We start from the raw sequence: 19,002 nt of genomic DNA, 5'->3' as shown, positions 1-19,002 counted from the left end.
AATACGGAGTAAGCCGAAAATCCGAAGAAGAGTAAGCGTTATTATTTATTATTGAAGGAATATTATATGAATTACATTTTAAAAGGAAACCTACGAGCTTTTTATTGTGGAGATTGTTTTGATTACCTCTACAAAGCCAAAGTAAAAATTTATTCTGTAGACAAATCTGGCGAGAACACAATTGCATATGCAGTTGCGCCCGAAAAAGAAACCTTTCATCAGCGAAGTGAAGAGGAATTAAAATCACTTTCAAAACGACTATTGTTCGAAACCGAAACTGATGAAATGGGTAATTTCACTATTGAACTCTCAGAAAAAAAATACAACGGTAGCGCATTCGATATAGATTTTGAATGTGGCAGTGTTCCCATCCAGGTAAAACTTAAAAATCCTCCAAAGCCACGAGGGCCTTTTCAGTTCCATATTACTACTCTGCAACCCTTATGGAGAGAAGTGCAGGAAAGGAAAGGAACTTATACTGCATATTGGGAATATGGGATTACATACAAATTCTGGTGCTGGCTATTACGATTGCTCGGCTTGTATGTTATTTGCGGACGTGTTGTAGATTGTGAGAAAAAGATACCAATTAGCGGGTTAACAGTAAAAGCCTTTGATGTTGATCTTATACAGGATGATTATCTTGGGCAAGGAACAACCAATGCTTATGGGCTGTTCAAAATCTACTACACCGAAGCTGATTTCCTTAAAACTATTTTCTCCGGGATCAATGTTGAATGGGTTGCGGGACCTGATCTGTATTTTTCAATTGAGAGTAGCGCTGGAATAGTCATTATGAATGAACCACGCAGCCGCGGCCGTCAGAAGGATCGTGAAAATGTTTCTAATTGTTTTTGTGTGGAACTATGCGTGAATATGAAGATACCGCCATCATTACCTGTTCCCATACCGGCATTCTTAAGAATCGGTGGTATTGACTATTCTACGCAAATGCATAGCGCCCCCTTCGGTGATGGTTTGACAACATCCAATTACGCGTTTTTCAGTTCATTACGATTAAATGGAATTTTGGCTCAAACTTTTGGAGGCCAACCGATGGAATATTGTTTTGAATTTACCAAAAACTTCGACGGGGGAGGAGCGCCTATTAACTGGCAACGCGTTACTCCGGCACAAATCGGTACAACGAAAATCGGCATTGTACAAAAAGCAACCTTGGAAAATCTACCGGTTCCTCATTATGTTTACAATAACAAAGATTGTTTAGTAAGCAATGTTCCAATTGCCGGAGCCATTACCACTCCCGTAGCTGCTGATGGATGGATACTGGTTCCTCAGCAAAATGACAACCCGTTGGATCCTGCCGGTAATGGTATGTTTGTCGCAAACGGCAACCAGATTATGCTTGATTCTAAATCGCTTGATGGTTTTCCTCCGATTAATCTTAATGGATTGGTTGCAGGACAGGATACTACATCTACCGGTAAACCATTAGCTCAGGATAAAGTATTTGCACTGCGAATGCTTGTTCGCCAGCAAGGAAACGATGCAACAATAACGGAAGCCGGAATGTGTGGGAGGATCGCTGTTGATAATACCATGTATACAAATATCAATCATCATCCGGAATGGGGTGCGTGGAACAGCCCTGCAGGTGGGGAATATGGAGTTTGTATGGTGGATATTCAACAATTAATGAATGCAGGGTGTCAAAAGATTACAAATAAAGTTGATATTCTTTATTCTGTTGCTCATCCTAATATTGGAAGTATTGGCTTAACTCTAAAAGGTCCGATGCCTACAATTACGCTTGGTCCGATTCCAGCCATTCCAAATTCATTCGGAACAATAACTCATAATTTTACTGCGCTTGATCCGTTATGTGCCTATTTAGTTACGTTGACGGCAACATATTTATTAACAACTGGTGATTCAAATTTACATCAAGTTGAGGACCAAATTGCTTTCTGCAGATAATGTTCGGAAGTCGTTCCTGTTGATCTCGCTAATGAGACCAACAGGAATTTTCTTAGCTGTCGTGGGACACACAATAGGATAGAAAAAGCGTCATGAAATAGTTCATGACGCCCAAGTATTTAAAGCAGTCGAGAGTTGAACGCTCGTTCATTTATAATGAATAAAGAAGAACCTTGTAATGGAAAATCTAAAATTAATGTAATAAATATTTTCAATTCACTATTAACAATGGAGTAGTTATGAAAAACTCTAAGATTTACATCTTTATCTTATATCTGCTCATGGTTGTAATTATTGTTCCACCATTGAGCCAGCGTGTCTATGGTCAGACACGTGAAGAAATGGTACCCGATCTTCAATCGCTATTGAAGTTTCAAGGATATGCGGCGAGAACTACAGAACTCACAGGTACTCGCGCAGACTCATTCCGGAGAGAAATTCTTTCTCACGAAAAATTCAAAGCGCTGCAGAAAGAACTTGTTGATGTAAAAGGGTATTCGTTCAATTGGCAAGTTGCATCAGTCAATGAAATTTCCTTGAGAAAAGGGAGCGATTCAACAACATTACAATTTATCAGCTTTGTTTCTAAAGTAAAAACGCAAACAAACGATAGAGGACGCATTGCGATTGTTATTGATAAACGTAATCCTGCTCAATCTATGTATTTAGCCGACATAGGAAATGTTTATGGATTTGAGCCGGACGAAATACCACGAGGGACGGGTTTGTCGTTTAACAAAGAGCCTTGGTTCACTGTCCAGATAGGAATTATTCAACCTTGTCTCGTTGGATCTCCATGGAAAATTCATTGGTATCGCTATTGGTGGTATGACTCTCATCGCCATACGAATTGGTGGTATGGTTATTACTGGTATTCATGGTGGTGGTGGCAATGGAATGGGTGTCCATGGTGGTGGTGGAATAATTGGTGGTGGGGTTATTACTACCACTGGGGTTGGTATGGATGGTCAACCCAGTGGCCATTGGTAGGACAATAAGGTTGCATCAAATCCCTTGCTATTCAGACTGTGTGAGAAAGAAACCTTTCACACAGTCTGTCTGCACGGGGGCAAATTCAGGCTGTCATGGTCCACACTAGGATAAAAGAAGAACGTCATTAAATGGTTTATGATTTGCAAGTAAAATTTTGTCAAACGATGCTAAAGAAGTAGAAATGTTACGCGTCTTCAAGATAAGTGATAATGTTGATTCGAGTGTAGTGAATGTTTGTACTTGCAAGTTTTTGAAGAGTGAATATCACGTTAACAATATTGAATGATAAGGAATAAGAAATATACTCTGGCAAACAACCTGTACACCGGTGAGGTTGTTGCCTAATAACTAAGCACCGGTAAATAACAATAAAGGTGATACTATGCCAAATTTAGTTCAAGAATTAAACAGTTTAGACTTTAGTGTCTATATCGGGGGACCATTGCAAGCGGCTGTGCAAGCTCAACATGCTGCTTCGATGTCCCAGGTCAGTTTTATACAGGCAGTTGGTTTTGAAGAGGATCCGGCGTCTACAACAACTCCGAAAGGTCAGAAATTAAGGTATGTAGATTTTGCCTTTGCAAAATCTGTTGCCAATCCGGACCATAATAAGACATACGATCAACTCGTGGGAGAGGGAAGAATTACTCACGATCCCGCTACAGATACTGATGCGAAAAAAACAGCTGCAATACTTGCTGCAGGTATTGATGTAACAACACAATTCTTAGTTAATAATGTTACTATTAAAGTACCATTTTTAACAATGCTTACCATTCCCGCGTTGAGAATTGAAGAGATGACAATTGACTTTAATGCAAAATTAACTTCCACAGAAACTGCAAATGTTTCAAGTGAATTTGCAGGAAGTGCAACACTGGGGATTAAGTATATGTTTGTAAATTTCAAAGCCACTGCCTCCTATAAAAAAACTTCAACGAGCGGTACCACAGTAGAAAAAACATATAATCTTGGTGTTCATGTTAAGGCTATCAATGATGAAATACCGGCAGGACTTGACAGAATTCTTACCATGCTAGAAGACAGTATTGCAAGTATCAATGCATAAAATAATTTCAGGACAAATTGGTTGTCTCTACTTATTGGAGTATGTGAGCCTGCGTTTCGTCAAGACAACGAAATCAAGTGAACAAAACTACCAACATGATGCATCCGGGGCGTAGAGACAACCATAGTCATACTTCAAGATATTTCTATTGCAAAAGTAAGCAGAAATGAGACTCTCAACCATCAATCTTGTTAATTCTTTGAAAAATAAATTGTTGGAGTTCCCACAAATTGTAAACTGTCTGGAGAAAAAAGATATTTCATTCATTGAAAAAGTATTCTTCTGGATAAAACAGACTGAAGAGATATTCTCTACGTACAATATTAGTGAGGTTTCGGAATTAGCCGGGGTGCGGAGTAAAATACTTACGCCAAAATATTCAGACATGAGAAGCATTTCAGTAAAAAAATCACAACTCTCTATTGCTTCACAAAGTCTTTATGAACTCCAACATACAGTACTGAATGTATTACATCGGTACGATGGTAAACTTGAAGAGTGCAGGGAATTAGTCCGGCAATTACTTCTTATTGTCAGCCAGACACACACGATACAATACAACAGTGACTTGCCCTTCGACCAGTTTATTAATGAACTATGGCAGTTTATCAACACGAATGAGCAGTTGAAGGCAGGAGCGGTGAGATTGAGAACAGTTCTTATTATGGATGATATCCGGATACTCATTGCAGAAGAAGTAAACGTAGAAGATTTTGTGAATAATGAAGTACACGGGGTGAGATGATATTAAGCGTTTTATCTGGGAATACCAGATTGATTATCAGTCAAGTTTTCAGATAAAGAATTATGCCAGATACAAATCAATCACAATTATCAACTACAAGGGAGTTTGAGAGCATGATTGGGGCTCCGCTTATTGCATTGATGAATGCTCAGGTGCAGTCGGCTTTAGCGACAGTCAATGTAATAACACAAGTAGGATTGACACACGAGAGAAATGAAGATGGTACTTTGAATCCTAATTCAGTGAGGGTAGCCGAGTACATCGTTCAATATAAAAAAAGTGCTCCCAAACCCGATAAGAGTGGTTTTGAATTAAAAGAGGAGTCAATAAAGCTTCCGCTACTTTCTTTAATACAGATTCCATTTCTGAAAATCGAGGAAGCAAGATTTGAATTCAAGACAAAAATTCATTCGATAAACTACGGTAGCAATATTAACAGCACTCACCTTGAAGTAAAATATGCAACTCAAAAGCAAACTAAATATTCCGGTATGCCATCAAAAGAAAAAAATACAGTTGAGGTAACAATGAAAGTAGTTGCTGAGGAAGTTGATAGTAATCTCATCGGAAATCTTCGTACACGTGAAACACAAATAACTAAATAAAATACAATGGCAACGTTAAATAATGTTACAAGCGCTCTCCTTAGCCAGATGGTGAAAGGGTGCAGTCAAGCAGACCTTGCAGTTCTTGAAATTGCGGAAATGTATAAACGTCATTCATTACTAGTAGATTTTCCTATTCCAAAGTTCTCACTTGAAGAAGTAGTAGTTGACTTGAAAGTCGCTTTTACCTCTACACCTGTATCGGGAAAAGTTCTCGATGAAACATCTAAGGCAGAAGTTGTGTCGCGACTGGATAAGTATATAACAACACTTGTAGAAAGCAACACCGCGCTTTCGGCATTGGCAAAAAAATATCCGGATGCAGCAAAAGCGTGGAGAAATAATCAGAGCCATTTAGTGCAAAGTCTATCCGATTTATTACCAGTTAGTGTTGTGTTCGACATTAAGCAGTTTTCCTACTCTGCGGCTGGCAAAATACGAAACTTCTTCATCAGCATGCTTCCTCTCGGAATCATAATCGGTCCGGCAAAAACAGCTGTGGATGATGACCTTCCGATTAAAACACCAACACCAACGAAGAAAGCAACAACCACGACTACTGCTACAACGACTGTTCCTCCCGGTACTACGTGGGCAGAAAATGAATTAATTAACTCCGGTGGTTTTGAAGACAAAGTTGCTGTGCAGATTCAGGAAATTGTTGAAACCGTACTCAAAGCAATGCCTGTTTCACCTGATCGACTCGACGTATTAGTGACCGCAAGCGAACTGCAAACAATAGCGACGGAGAAAATAACATCAATAAAACTTACGTTGCGGGAAGCAGATCAGACTTGGTCGAAAGTGGAAATGCCCAACGGAGAAACAAGAGAGAAGATTGTTCCGGCGTAAGAATGTTCCGAGTATGTACTGTTTGTTTATCAAAACTACCCAAGGTGTTCTTTTATGCATGAGAATAACAATCTCTGTCTAACAGAAATTAAGGAATCTGCGACAGTATTCTTTATGCTTCAGTTTGCTGCCATAGTTATTTTCATAACATTTTGGAATGCTCGGTCAAACAGTTGGATAGATTATCAGGTCTATTCTTATAACTCTGCTGTTTCGTTGTTAGAATTACCTGATGGTATGAAATCTGACCCGGCGATATTGGATGATCTCCATTATCATCAGGGGAAGGAAATTGCAGAAACAGCTAAACACTCACTATATCATGCAAGGGATTTGTTGCGTATCTGGGACCAGATTCGTTTTCAGACTATCTATAATATTTATATCCCTGTTTTTGGAATCACCATGTCAATAAATGATTTGGGTTTATAAAGGAAGACAGACCCGGTGAGCGGTCTAGCACATAGCAGAAGAACATACGACCAATTTCTACGTGATGTTGTTCAGGAATACAATGAATGTACGGGAACTGGCTCTTCAGAATACAACAGTCGTAGAGAGTCGGGTTCTGTTGTAACAACGATAAGAGTGAATATCAGAAAAAATGTTCCCTCCACTCGTGCGCCAATAGTTCGAACAGTACCTCCGGGTACGACGCTTCAATATACTGAGATAATTGATAGTGGTGAGAGTGTAAACGGCAATTCTGTTTGGAACAAAGACCAGGAAGGAAATTGCTTTTGGAGCGGCGCAACAATGTGAAGAAGAAAACTTAAAAAAAATATTATCATATAATTCAATATCAATCAAAAAATTAAAGGACTGTTCTATGTCGATACCAATAAAAAATAAATTTGCTATTTCATCGGCCGATGAAGTTGTTACATTTGAGCTACAATTCAATACCCATTTGCTCTGCGTTTATGATGCAGACCTTCGTTTGCAAGGAACGAATAATACTGTTCAGGGATTTCCTGTGAAAGGAGATAACGCGACGGCTGAACTTGATAAGTTTTCTCTTCCTTTACCTTCAAATGTGAATATTGGCAGACGACTTTTTATTTATATATCTATATGTGACCAAGATGGTAAAGGAGGGATGTACGAAATTACATTATTACTAAAGCAGGGGAATAATGAGTTAACGCTGAGTACAACTGAGAAAAGTATTTCCGGTTCTTATGCAAGAGAACTATTTGCTGTTGAGTTCATTAAGGAGGGAAATTAATTTATGAAAGTGTCTTTTTTGGAAAAGAAATATCGAACAGGATTGTTCATTCTTGTTATTTCGTCTGCGTTATTATTCGTCTCTGCTAGCACATTCAGTCAAGAAATTAAAATACCTGAAATAGATAAAGCATCGGAAAAGGCGAGAATTGATTATGCCGTTCCTTCTGCGCCAGCGTCTACAATTCTAGGACTCGAACAGGATATTATTTTAAAGCCGGGAAGTATAAGGGAAATTGCTGTAAGTGTACAAAATTTATTGGAGGGAGGAGGTGCGCTGGAAATAGCACCAGGAATGTTGCTCGGAAAACAAGATCTGTATAAATACATCAATGACAGTTGGTATAGATTTGTCAACAGGGCGAGAATTTCTTTTGCCTCGAAACAATCAACTACCGGAGAACGTGAACTAGGATTGGGATTACGATTTACGTTGTATGATGAAACAGATATGCGAACCAATGATACCTATACACAGTTGCTTGTAAACAAGTTGCATGTATATAATGAAATAATTAAACAATGCGCGCTTGAATTGAAAATTGATGAATTTAATATGACCGAAACAGATAATATTGTAATTGATGAATGTGCATCTAAGAGAGTGGATATGAAAATTGAAGAAATGAGAGATTCTGTTAAGATGAATAATTGGAATAAGACTATTATAGAACTTGGTATAGCAGTCGCCGCATTCTCAACAGATTCAGTATTAAAGAACTATTCGCTTGCTAAGCATGGTCTTTGGGTTACTGGTGGTTTTCCTCTTTTCGGAGATGATGTGCAGTTGCTCATTAATCTTCACACAAATATTCAAAGAAACCAATTACAACAATGGACGGAGTGGGAAATGAACGGAGTGTTTCGAGGATATTACGGTAGTAACTCAGCCAAAGGTTTTCTTGAAGGCGACTTCATCGGTAAATACCAGCATGAACTAGCGTTCGGTATTGCAACAGGATTCGAACTTAATGTCCTTAACGGCGTTTGGGTAGAAGGCTCTCTTCATTGGCAGAAGGAAGAACAACAAGAAGACGTTCTTACTACTTCGTTCAATGTTCGATTTGCTACACCGGAATGGAATTTCTAATGAGCATGGCTTTCATTATCTGATCCTGTCAGAAGGAAAGTATCTTGAAATGATTCATACGAACAAGAAGTAGGTATAAACAATATGATTTTCTATATGCACAAAGATAAATTTGATTTGTGGCGTTGGAATTTAGTCGCGACAAACAATAAGAAGATAGCGGAATCAAGTGAAAACTATCTCACAAAACAAGATTGTATCAATGCTATTTTATTAGTAAAGATATCAACAGATGCTTCAATTGTTGAATTAAGTAATAAAGTAGAAAATTTGAAATGATAATTACCGTCAGGTAATAAGCTGTTTTGAAATTATTAGAAAAAACAACACATGCCAGAAATAGCAACTATTATTGATTCGGCTGTCACGGTCACGCCATGACAGAAGAACAGAGTCGTGAAATGGTGCATGACGTCCGAAAAGATTCAACGCTAACGTGGACATTTGAAGGAACTACGTCCGAATATGGAAAACAAACGCGCGCATCTTGAGATGATTCAAGGCGTCATTAATCGAATGGCGAGTAATTCGTTTTTACTAAAGGGGTGGATAATAACACTCGTTGCAGCGTTATTCGCCTTAGCACAGAAAGAATCGAATACATCTTTTATGTATCTGGCATATTTCCCGGCGATAATATTTTGGGCGTTAGATGGGTATTATCTTTGGCAAGAGCGGTTGTTTAGAAAGTTGTACGAGAGAGTAAGATTACTTACTGAAGCAAAGATAGATTTTTCCATGAATACATCTTGTGTAGAAGAAGATGCAGGTTCGATGGTAAGGGCATTAGTCTCACAAACAATTCTGGTGTTTCATGGGATTATTATATTTTCAATAATTATTGTAATAAAATATTCATTGTAAAAGAGAAGGCATGGCAAGAAGAGTATTTTTTAGTTTCCATTATAAAAATGATGTCTGGCGAGCCAATCAGGTAAGAAATAGTTGGATCACCAAAGAAGATAGAGAAATTGCCGGGTTTATTGATGCGGCAGAATTTGAAAAGGTTGAAAAAGAAGGTGAGGAGTCTGTCAAACGCTGGATTAATAAGCAACTTGATGGAACCTCGGTAACAGTTGTGTTGCTTGGTTCTGACACGAGCAATCGTCCTTACGTACAATATGAACTTCAGCAAAGTTTTCAAAAAGGAAATGGATTACTTGGCATTTACATTCATCAATTACGAGATAGGAATGAACAAACCTCTGTAAAGGGTTCAAATCACTTTGGTGCTATCGGGTATGATGAAAAAGGAAACCCGATATATTTCAGTACTAACTATCCGTGCTATGATTGGGTGGATAATAATGGATATGACAACATTGGAAAGTGGATTGAGTTAGCCGCTCAGAAAGCAGGAAGGTAACAGAACGGAGTACATATGAGTAAGTCAATCTTCATTAGTTGTGTCCACGAGGATAACAACAAAATACATACTATTCAAAAGTGCGTTTCAGAAAAAAAACTTGGCGACGTAATAATTACACATGAAACCGAAGATAAACGTCAACAGGGGAAAGAATTAATTCGTCAACATATCAAAAGTAAAATAGAAGGAGCGGCGATAATTTTAGTCTTGATAGGGAATGATACTCATAATCATGAGTGGATAGAAGCAAGATTTGCACAATCGAACCCGATGACATTGCTAACCTTCTATCGAGAAGATGAAGACACCGATGGGAAGGGGAGATTACCCTCGTTGGATTTGTGGAACGGTATTAAGAGGAAACAATATTTATGAACTTATGTGCAAATGACCAAACAGTGTGTTTGACTGTTCAAACGATACGAAATTGGGGATACGCACAGTGGGCAAAGCCGTTGGTAAGTTTAATGCTTGATGGAATAAACGGCATCGCCGACTATCAATGCAAACAAATACTGTCCGAGCGCTACCACCGGCTCGCCCCCGTATTCCCCGAAGGCTCCAAGTACGACATGGACGCCGTTGATAAGATTGATGAGATGATTGCGTTTGCGGAGTCGGTAGATATGCGCGGGGTGGTGGAGTGGGTGGGGGGTAGATGAATTTTCATAAAACTATTAAGAATAAATTAGAACATCTACCATCATGTTAATACAAGCAAAATGGAAATTATTATTTTGGTTTCTCTTTTTTTCTTTCATTGTACTAAACGCTCATTTTAGCATACCAAATATTTTAAGTAGTAAAGTAGAAATTTTTGAAGGAAGGAATACAATAATAATTGTTGGAGATTTTTCTAAGCAAGAATCATTTGGAAATATGATTCGTAATGGAGTAGACATTGCAATTAATGAGGAAGATAATAAAAATTATAAAATTATTTTCTTGAATATAACAGAAAATTTAGTAAGTGATGTTTCACCAAGTTCGATGTTATCTCAAACAGCTGAACTGATTGAAAACGTAAAGGACAACCTTATTAAAGTTATTGCTTCGGACAAGGTGGTTGGAATTATAGCTGCAAATACTTCGCAATCAATAACTGGATGTTTAGAAATAGGCAAATTATATAATATACCTGTGTTGATTACAATCGCAACTGCAGATGATATTTTAATTGGATATGAAAAAATCGCCTTTAGATTATTAGCAAATAATAAGAAACAGATTGAGGAGATTGTAAAATGGAGCAAAACTTCTAATCTAAAAAATAACAAAGATCTACAATTGGGAATTCTATATTCTCCCACGACTTATGGATTTGACTTACTCCAACAGTTACAAGTTCAAATAGGAATTAATCATATCATTCCTTTTTCAATTAGCACTACTACTGATCTGGTTGGAACATTAAACTATGGTAAACAAATTGGGATAAATGGCTGGATAGCATTCAGCTACCAACAAGACGCAAAAGAAATATTAATTAAAAAATCAAAACTAAAAATGCCCGAGCCAATTCTCTTTAGTGACGGCGCTTATGGCAGATGGTTAGAAGAAATAAAATATAAAAAAAATGTCCTATTATCTTTTCCAGATAACAACACAATAGATACGTTGAGTAAGAAAAAATTACATGGGTATTCTATATTTGGATATGACGCATTTAGAATATTAAAACATTCGATAGAAAAATTGATATTCAATCATAAAAGGTCCAAGCAAGACCTAGTAGAAACAATTAGTACCCTAAAAAATGATGACAAAATACAAGCAAAATTGATCAATAAATATTCATTTATTAATGGTCAAAATGTGTATGCAAAATTTAGAATTTATAACATGTTAAATGATAAATTACCTTAGGAAAACCGTTAGAACCTCCTTTTCAACATTATACCAAATGTTGTTACAATATAGTACGGTATCATTACTGTGCAGATATTCTATATTTAAATTCATTTTTTTATTAATAATTTGCTCACTGTCATGGAGTTTGATTAAGTTCGGAATGGAAAATTCTATTTTTAGTTGGGATGTACTAAAAACAGAAATGTGGTGGGAATATATTCTAAACTATTGGCTTTCAGATCCTTTTACAACATTAGTTCTAGTTGGAATTCTATTCCTTTTCAATTCAAAATTTCTAAAAATTAGTTTTCAAACTTACATTCAGTTTTTGTATAAACCCAGTAAAATAGATTCAAAAATAGATACAATATTTCTTCCTATTAATAACATTATTGAAATATTTTTAGTAATTGTAACTGTTTCGGTAACAATTCCATTAGCACATTTATGTGGTACTAACGTTTTTACTAGCTATTTTGGCTTAATTACGTTTATATTACCAGTAGTGTTTTATGTTATTAGATATATTCTACATCTGTCAAAACATCTTACAGCGATAAATAATTATACCTTTACGGAGATTTCATTTAATACAGCTTCTATAGGAGGTGAAGCGATTGAAACCACAACTGAATTACAATATTACAGAAGAAAAAAAGGAAATATTCCATCGAGCGAGATAGTTACTAATTATATTGTGAGGGGAAATAATGAATCAAGATTTAATGGTTATAGGAATATATTTACCAAACTATCACATTTTATCTCTCCAACACAACAGATTAATCTAGAAAATAGAATTACACTACATAATAGTACAACAGATTCAATTAGATACGCTTTCTCTAAAATTATCGAAAACAATCAAACAAATTGTATCATCCACTCAGATGCAGATTATGAATCGATAATTAAAATTATTAAAAATGATTATAATAAATGTTTTCGTTATGAGATAAAACTCCATAATGAAATTATAAAAGGTACATTTAGTACTGATTACTTAATTGCAGAATTGAAGCAAAATATTTCTGATTGGAAGGGAAAGAATTTAAGTGGGAAATTGATAATTTTATTGTCGCATATTTATTATAAATCTGGTACTTCGTTAGATGTTTGTACGTTGCTAGGATCTATTAATGAGATAAGTGATAATCGAATAATAATTGTTTTAGATGGTGCGCAAGCATTTGGTAATATTGTTGTTGACGAAAAAATAATGTCGTTAGTACACTTTTACGCATGTTGTGGACATAAATGGTTATTGGGTAAAACAACGAGTGGGATATTATTTCATTGTCCAGAATTGTTAATAAAAGCCGGAATTAATACAGATACAATTGTTCAAACTAATCGCTCATTTTCACATTATAACTATACTATTGAAGATTTTAAAGAAACAATTGATATAGAACCCTTGATTAGCTTATCAATTATGCTGGATGAATTTATTAAAATAGGACAAGATAAAATAGAAAAACACAATACATATTTATCTAAATATTTTTCTGAATGTCTTTCAGAAGTTTATGGGATAAAGATTATTAACACAAATTATAAAGGTGGAATAGTAAGCATTTATTCCGAGGATGCTGAAAAGATTAGAGTTAATCTTCTCACTAAATTTAACGTCACAACTCAAAGTTTTGAAAAAGAAAAAATATTGAGATTTTCGTTTCATTATTTTTGCGGTGAAAGACAAATTAATCAGTTGGTATATTACTTAATGAATTCAACAGAAAGATAATTTTTTAATAAACTGGCATGGTTTAAGCAAGACAACAAGAACTAAGGCATTACTATTTATTACAGAAAAAAAATCTACACGAACGAAAATTACATTGTTCATTTGAAATAACTAAAATGCTCGAATCAATACAAAACTTTACAGACTTCACTCTTCAAAAATCAATAGCAATCCAATCTTTAGCAAAACAAAAGTTACTTGTTCGTTGGTTAAAGAAAGGAGTAATTCTAATTTTTGAATTGCTCAATTACCTTTTCTTTTTGCTTTGTATTATTTGCTTATTCTGGTTGTGGTCATACAATCCGTTCGTTGCCACAGAACAAGTGGCAGAAGGAGTAACGGCGACAACAGAAATAAATATTGAGGCGTTTAACACTCTCAAGTCGTTTGTACGATTTTTCCTGTTTCTTCTTTCGTTGTTCTTCTTAGCGGGGGGATTATTCCTGAGAAGTATCAGAAAAAGAAATAACATTCTTCAGGGGTGTTTCAAGATTGCGGGGGAGATTACTGAGCGGGCAAAGAGTTTTAAAGATAAGCAGAACACCTCTATTCAATCCATGTAGTTTGCAGAAACATGAATTTAGGAAAATGAGGATGGTTTAATTCAATAGTTCTAATTCACTATCAGAAAAGGAAAACCCATGAAGTTCTTTACTATTATTTTTTTAACAATAATTTTATCGTTGCCAAATGTTGCACAACAACGCATTGTTGTCACCTCAAAAGGTGATGTTCTCCCGTTCATCTTGGATGACAATACAAATATCAATATTTATCAAAAAGGGGGTAAGGGTAACGTTGCTCCAGCAATATATGACTCTCAATTGATATACAATTATTCTAATGTATGTACAGAAAACAAGTATATTGGTGCAGACAGTGGCGATTGGGAAGTGGACGCGAATTGGTTTTTAGGTCATGTTCCACTCCCAAGCGAGGTTGCTGTTATTGATTCCAAGACAGTCAATATTAATATTGATTCCTTATTTCCTTCTCAAGATTCGATTTGTGGTTTGTTGATCAAAGCTGGAGGAAACCTAATATTTCCTTCGAGCGCTTTCAATTATATGAGCATTGCGAACGACGTGAACATAGATTCCGGTGGAATACTTAAAGCCGGACAACCGGGGATTATAGTATATGGAAGTTGGATAAACAACGGCACATTTGATACGACGATTTCAACAATTGAATTTGCCGGTGATGATTCTAAAATTATCTCTCAGACGAGATTTTATAATCTTACTGTAAATGGAGCGAATACAACTACATCGGGAACAATCGGCATTATGAATACCCTGTTACTAAATGATTCTTTGGGTTTACGTTTGCAGGATACGCTCATAATAGAAAGCGCAGATACAGCGATTCAAGGAGGCGGGATGATTCCTTCCGGAACCATTAAAAGAAAGACATCAAGCTTATATGTAACGTACCGATTTGAAAGCCCTTTAACCTATATAGAATATACAGAAGGCACTCCTCCGGTGTGGACGGAAATAACTACAATTCCGGATACGTTAGCAGATACCACAAAAGTATTCCGCAGACTAACAAGTACACGTGATACTTCAGTGAACTGGGTAAGGACAACTTCATATTATACATTCGATACTACAAGTACTTGGGGATTAAGTGCGATGCCTGACGACAACAAAAAAGAAATAAAGTCAACTCGCAAAGCTCGCATCGGGTTACCGAAGCAAAATCTGCGGGTGGAATCTGTTCCAAGCGATAAGGGTGAAGCGCGGGTGAATAGAATGTATTTGATACGAGCGACGACGGATGACATGTCACGTGCAACTTTACAATTACGATATAAACAGGATGAAGTACGAGCGCAGACAGATGAAAATAGTTTAGAGATCTTGGATGGATATATATCAGAATCAAATGTTAAGAAAGGTTGGAATATGATATCAGTTTCTTTAAAAGTTGATAAAACATTAAAAGACTCGCTATTCAAGACGTCGAATTCTTTAGCTTATTCGTTTGACTCAGGTTTTGGATATGTTGCAAAAGAGTCTTTGAAAGTCGGTGTCGGTTATTGGCTAAAATTTCCATATGCAACAAATATATCAATGTTGGGTGATGTGAGAATTTCAGATACAATGAAGCTACACTCTGGTTGGAATATGATAGGCACATTAAGTATTCCTATAAGTACTGATTCAATTGAAAAATTACCGGGTTCGATTGTTTTAACTCCTTTTTACAGTTATGATGAAGGCTATTTCCCAACCGAAGTATTGCAGCCAATGAAAGCGTATTGGGTTAAATCAAGCATTAGTGGAAAATTAGTCCTAAAAAAATCCATTACTCCATTGACTCATCGAACTAATACGGTACGTGAAGATGCTCTGAATTTCAATTACCTAACCTTGACAGATAGTGACGGAAAAACAAAAAAATTATTTTTCAGTTTCCCCAATGACAATGTGAAAGAAACAGACTACGAATTACCACCGTTGCCGCCGAATGGAGTTTTTGATATACGCTACAGCACAAATACTTGGTTAGTGTGCGCAGAAACATCGGAGAGTAGAGAAATAGGTGTAAAGTTACATTCTGTAAAATATCCGATAACAATATCTTGGGATGTGCATCAACATAGTGGAGCGGCATCCCTGCGTGTTGCTGAAAAACAAATTATATTGTCCGGGACATCTTCAATTATGTTAAATGATGAGAAGGAGAGCATTAAATTACTACTTGCTTCATCCATCTCGGCAGGAATACCCAGCACTTTTGCTTTGTATCAAAATTATCCGAATCCATTCAATTCGTCAACTGTGATTCGTTATCAGTTACCTGTTCACACACATGTGTCGCTGAACGTTTACAATCTCCTTGGACAACACGTGGTTACTCTTGTTGATGAAGTTCAAGATGTTGGATATAAGACAGTTTCTTGGAATGGTTCAGGTAGTGCGAGCGGTGTCTATTATTACAAATTGAAGACCGGTAATTTTATCGAAGTGAAAAAAATGATATTTATACGATAAGAGTTGGAATATTGAACACTTCGTGATATTATTTTGAAAGCAATCAATTAATGATGAACACTAAAAAATATTTCAACCGAAGGGTCATGTTGATACCGTATGAATTCGACTTCTGAATTGAAGCCATTTTGTGTTATGGTCGAAGGTTCAATATTGTATGCTTTTTTGATCCATTCAAACATTTTCTCTTTTTCAGATAAATTTGCATGAATTTTTGCCATTAAGAGAACGTGTTCTATGTTTGTGGAATCAGATAACAAAATTTGTTTTCCAAAATAAAGTGATTTCTCTTTGTTATTGAGTGCAGAATAGCACAGAGCCCTTAACCTCAAAATTGTCTGGTCATTTATATTTTGCTTGAGTAATTCATTAATAATTGTTAGGGCATGTTTCCAAAATTGTTTTGCTAAATTCTCTTGTCGAAGGAAATATTTCACAAATCCCCTGTGATAATTTTTCAATACTGTTGTTGTTTTCGTGGTTGAAAGTGGAAGCGACAATAAAGAATCAGCAACAGTGAATTGTTCTGTAATCAAAAGAAATTCTGAATAGTCATTTAATGTATTTTCAGGATCAAGAGCATATGCTTTTCGATAATTTTCATCTGCGTTTCTAAAATCATGATTTTTTTGATAAGAGAGAGCCAAATTGGAAAATATCAGTTCTTCGGTTGAGTCTAAAGTTAGTGCTTTATTCAAATAATGAATGGCTTCTGAGTATTGCTCTAACTCAATAGAAGTAGCACCCAAATTCATTATGGTAAGATGGTCAACCCGATTTAATTGATAGGCTTTCTTGAATTGTTCAAAAGCTTCCTGATACTTATTTTGCTGAAAGTAGATATTGCCAATGTATAAATATACCTGATAAAGATTGGGATTTCGTTTCAATGCCTGGTTATATAAATTAAGAGCAGAATCTTTTTGATTTCTTATTTCTAGGATTCTTCCTCTATGCCAGTACACTTCTGCTCGTGAACTATCAAGTTGAAATGCTTTGTTTAAATTCCTTTCTGCTTTACTAATCCAACCACTATCATTATCAAAGTTTTGATATTGAAATAACTGACTACCTGCCAAATGACAATATGCTAAATAAAAGTCTGGGTCAATTTCAACTGACTTTTGATAATTTCTCATAGAAAGTTTATTCTCTTGGGCTGATTTGGGTTTTCTTCCGTAATTCAAACCTTCATTGAAAGCGTCCCAAGCTCGTGTTTCATATTTTTCGATTAGTCGTGCTTCAATCGGTAATCCCAATTTTTCAGAAATTTGTTTGTAACAATCATAATAGATTGCATATTCAATATCTTCAATCTTAATTGGTGAGTAATCTTTTTTCCAAAGAAGTGAATCGTTCATTGTATTTCCGAATAGTATCTTAATATTAAGATGGTCTTCTAGCCGTTGAACATCTCCGATAATCACAAATTCTGCTAATTCACTTTGTTTGTTTGAAAATGTTTTATAATCAGCATTTTCTGGTAAAGTAAATACACTTATGCCTACATTTGGCAATTGTTCTGCTAAGTAATCATTCAGCCCTTTCGTAATACCATATGTAGTATTTAGATCGGTTGAATCGCCAATTTGTTCAAAAGGTAAAATGAGTATGCGTTTTGTTGTGTAACTTAATTCATGTTGTTGATTCGTTTTTGTAATATTGTTTTTGTTGAATATTGAAATTAAAAAGATCGTTAATAAAAGTAATACTAATAAAGCAATGTTTTTTTTGTGATGCTGTATGACTATTAAAATATATTCCAGAAAGGGAAGAGAATGATGGTTGAGATTATTTTGTGTTGAAGTTATTCCAATATTTTCTATGCTACTAATTACTTCTTTTAATTTATGCTGATAAGTTCTGTATGAAGTGAGGTCAATGTATTTGGTGGTTCCAATAATTAGGGTAAGGTTAGGAATAAAAGGAGTACGGTCTAAGCGAAGTGGAATTATGGTTTTATTAGTATTCATTGCCATTTCCAATTCGCGCAGACAAAACTTTGATTTCATATAAGCAGAAGAAATCAAACAAATAAAAGCCGTTGCATTATTGAGAGCCTCAGCAATTTCACCGGGGATGGAATCACCCCCACCAATTCCTTTTTCATCAATCCATGTTTTTATTCCGTTCGATTCAAGAAATTCTTTGATTTGGTAAACCCGCTGTTTGTTTTTGTGCGAGTAACTGATGAAAACATATTTCATAGGAAAATCCTTAATGGGTATTTCAAGCAATGACAATATAAGAGATTGCCTTACACTTTTTCTTTATAAATGAATAAACAATAAACTCTTCAATAAAACATCGGGAGAAGATAGAATAATTGTTCGTAAAATAAAATCATTAGAGGGCGTCGAGTTGACTCATAAAAATGTAACCGAAAGGGTTTGAAAATGGAGTCGTTGCCTCATAAGTTAGGTAACCCAACAATTTCAAGGAATTCGGTAGTGACTCATGCAGCAAAACAAGAATATTTACATGAAATCAAAGAACGATATTATTTCAGTT

General features: G+C 35.8%; 20 protein-coding genes. 19 read left to right on the top strand and 1 reads right to left on the bottom strand.

The features are described 5' to 3' along the window. Positions 1-66: 66 nt before the first annotated feature. The 19 genes from HY960_10640 to HY960_10550 all read left to right on the top strand — a co-directional run bounded on the left by HY960_10640 (position 67) and on the right by HY960_10550 (position 16,491). The gene (locus HY960_10640) at positions 67-1,938 is read left to right on the top strand and encodes a hypothetical protein (protein ID MBI5216198.1); all 1,872 of its coding nucleotides are present in this window, start codon (positions 67-69) and stop codon (positions 1,936-1,938) included. 239 nt (positions 1,939-2,177) lie between these two features. Continuing rightward, positions 2,178-2,936 carry a hypothetical protein gene (locus tag HY960_10635; protein MBI5216197.1) on the top strand — a complete coding sequence of 253 codons (759 nt, stop codon included), beginning with the start codon at positions 2,178-2,180 and terminating at the stop codon, positions 2,934-2,936. A gap of 377 nt (positions 2,937-3,313) precedes the next feature. Further along, the gene (locus tag HY960_10630) at positions 3,314-4,000 is read left to right on the top strand and encodes a DUF2589 domain-containing protein (protein ID MBI5216196.1); all 687 of its coding nucleotides are present in this window, start codon (positions 3,314-3,316) and stop codon (positions 3,998-4,000) included. Between the two features lie 166 nt (positions 4,001-4,166). Next, positions 4,167-4,745 carry a hypothetical protein gene (locus HY960_10625; protein MBI5216195.1) on the top strand — a complete coding sequence of 193 codons (579 nt, stop codon included), beginning with the start codon at positions 4,167-4,169 and terminating at the stop codon, positions 4,743-4,745. 62 nt (positions 4,746-4,807) lie between these two features. Next, positions 4,808-5,350 (top strand): DUF2589 domain-containing protein, encoded by a 543-nt coding sequence (locus HY960_10620; GenBank protein ID MBI5216194.1) that lies wholly within the window; start codon positions 4,808-4,810, stop codon positions 5,348-5,350. A gap of 6 nt (positions 5,351-5,356) precedes the next feature. Then, positions 5,357-6,202: a hypothetical protein gene (locus tag HY960_10615; protein ID MBI5216193.1), complete on the top strand. Its 846-nt coding sequence runs from the start codon at positions 5,357-5,359 to the stop codon at positions 6,200-6,202. 114 nt (positions 6,203-6,316) lie between these two features. Next, positions 6,317-6,634, top strand: coding sequence for a hypothetical protein (locus HY960_10610; protein ID MBI5216192.1), 318 nt, complete (start codon positions 6,317-6,319; stop codon positions 6,632-6,634). 15 nt (positions 6,635-6,649) lie between these two features. Continuing rightward, positions 6,650-6,964, top strand: coding sequence for a hypothetical protein (locus tag HY960_10605; GenBank protein MBI5216191.1), 315 nt, complete (start codon positions 6,650-6,652; stop codon positions 6,962-6,964). 67 nt (positions 6,965-7,031) lie between these two features. After that, the gene (locus tag HY960_10600) at positions 7,032-7,430 is read left to right on the top strand and encodes a hypothetical protein (GenBank protein MBI5216190.1); all 399 of its coding nucleotides are present in this window, start codon (positions 7,032-7,034) and stop codon (positions 7,428-7,430) included. Positions 7,431-7,433: 3 nt separating this feature from the next. Further along, the gene (locus tag HY960_10595; GenBank protein MBI5216189.1) at positions 7,434-8,519 is read left to right on the top strand and encodes a hypothetical protein; all 1,086 of its coding nucleotides are present in this window, start codon (positions 7,434-7,436) and stop codon (positions 8,517-8,519) included. Positions 8,520-8,603: 84 nt separating this feature from the next. Then, positions 8,604-8,798 carry a DUF1508 domain-containing protein gene (locus tag HY960_10590; protein ID MBI5216188.1) on the top strand — a complete coding sequence of 65 codons (195 nt, stop codon included), beginning with the start codon at positions 8,604-8,606 and terminating at the stop codon, positions 8,796-8,798. A gap of 186 nt (positions 8,799-8,984) precedes the next feature. Beyond that, entirely contained in the window at positions 8,985-9,383 is a 399-nt protein-coding gene (locus HY960_10585) for a hypothetical protein (protein MBI5216187.1), read from the top strand. Between the two features lie 10 nt (positions 9,384-9,393). Next, entirely contained in the window at positions 9,394-9,885 is a 492-nt protein-coding gene (locus HY960_10580) for a TIR domain-containing protein (protein ID MBI5216186.1), read from the top strand. Positions 9,886-9,900: 15 nt separating this feature from the next. Next, positions 9,901-10,263, top strand: a complete 363-nt coding sequence (locus HY960_10575; protein ID MBI5216185.1) for a TIR domain-containing protein — start codon at positions 9,901-9,903, stop codon at positions 10,261-10,263. Beyond that, positions 10,260-10,550 carry a hypothetical protein gene (locus tag HY960_10570; protein MBI5216184.1) on the top strand — a complete coding sequence of 97 codons (291 nt, stop codon included), beginning with the start codon at positions 10,260-10,262 and terminating at the stop codon, positions 10,548-10,550. Before HY960_10575 ends, HY960_10570 begins: the two co-directional genes overlap by 4 nt. Positions 10,551-10,593: 43 nt before the next feature. Further along, positions 10,594-11,754 carry an amino acid ABC transporter substrate-binding protein gene (locus HY960_10565; GenBank protein MBI5216183.1) on the top strand — a complete coding sequence of 387 codons (1,161 nt, stop codon included), beginning with the start codon at positions 10,594-10,596 and terminating at the stop codon, positions 11,752-11,754. Between the two features lie 145 nt (positions 11,755-11,899). Next, entirely contained in the window at positions 11,900-13,486 is a 1,587-nt protein-coding gene (locus tag HY960_10560; protein MBI5216182.1) for an aminotransferase class V-fold PLP-dependent enzyme, read from the top strand. Between the two features lie 116 nt (positions 13,487-13,602). Continuing rightward, positions 13,603-14,049, top strand: a complete 447-nt coding sequence (locus tag HY960_10555) for a hypothetical protein (GenBank protein MBI5216181.1) — start codon at positions 13,603-13,605, stop codon at positions 14,047-14,049. 78 nt (positions 14,050-14,127) lie between these two features. Beyond that, positions 14,128-16,491 (top strand): T9SS type A sorting domain-containing protein, encoded by a 2,364-nt coding sequence (locus HY960_10550; GenBank protein ID MBI5216180.1) that lies wholly within the window; start codon positions 14,128-14,130, stop codon positions 16,489-16,491. A 47-nt stretch (positions 16,492-16,538) separates the two neighbouring features. Here the strand turns inward: HY960_10550 and HY960_10545 are convergent, their stop codons facing one another. Further along, entirely contained in the window at positions 16,539-18,698 is a 2,160-nt protein-coding gene (locus HY960_10545) for a TIR domain-containing protein (GenBank protein MBI5216179.1), read from the bottom strand. Between the last annotated feature and the right edge of the window lie 304 nt (positions 18,699-19,002).

The sequence above is a fragment of the Ignavibacteriota bacterium genome, from assembly GCA_016212665.1.
Taxonomy (GTDB): Bacteria; Bacteroidota; Ignavibacteria; order UBA10030; family SZUA-254; genus FW602-bin19.
Note: the sequence above shows the minus strand (reverse complement) of the source record. Positions and strands in the feature narration are given on the sequence as shown.